Here is a 684-nt window from a genome sequence, read left to right as displayed (position 1 = left end):
CCAGCCCCGCCTTGATTTCCTCAATGCTCTGGGGCGGCTGCATGGCGTTCATGGTGTTTTTTAGTTCTTGCTGCGTTTGCGGCGGCAAGCTCTGCCATTCGCTTTTCAAGCTGTATCACATCCTTTCCGTAGTCCGTAATCAAAGCTGCTTTTTCCTCTGTCTCCCCAAAGAGCAGCACATCCAGCAGATATTCCACTTGGTCTTGCTTCTGTAAGGCTTCCACAAACCGTGGATGAAAGGCTTCCTCCGGGGAGTGCGGGGCATAATCCTTTCTCCATGCCCGAAGCAAGTGAAGATAATCGGCAAGAATACGGAAGCAGCGGTTTTTTGCTTCCTGAAACTGTTCCTCCGGGGATTTCTGCCGGGGCTTGGGCTTTTTTACCTTCCCCGGCGGTTTCCAGTCCTCATAGGAAAGCCCGAAGTCCTGTGCCAGCTGTACGGCGGCTTCTTTCTTTCCCAGCCCATACAGGGCGGCGGCAAAATCAATCACATCCCCATCCGCACCGCAGCCGAAGCAGTGGTAACGCCGATCCAGCTTCATGCTTGGGGTTTTATCGTGATGGAACGGGCAACAAGCCATCCCGTTCCGGCCTACACGGATTCCATAATGCTCCGCAGCCTGTCTTGTTGTGACGGACTGCTTCACAGCTTCAAATACATTCAAATCTATCCCTCCTTGAAAA

Annotated in this window: 1 protein-coding gene; it reads right to left on the bottom strand. The window is 52.9% G+C overall.

Translation table 11 applies throughout. The annotated features are described in order from the left end of the window. Positions 1-20 precede the first annotated feature (20 nt). On the bottom strand, positions 21-665 hold the full coding sequence (locus LIZ66_RS18355) for a CHC2 zinc finger domain-containing protein (RefSeq protein ID WP_042520382.1): 645 nt from the start codon (positions 663-665) through the stop codon (positions 21-23). Positions 666-684 lie beyond the last annotated feature (19 nt).

Origin of the sequence: Blautia faecis, assembly GCF_020554845.1 — a bacterium.
GTDB lineage: Bacteria > Bacillota > Clostridia > Lachnospirales > Lachnospiraceae > Blautia_A > Blautia_A faecis.
This window is presented reverse-complemented; position numbering and strand designations above follow the sequence as displayed.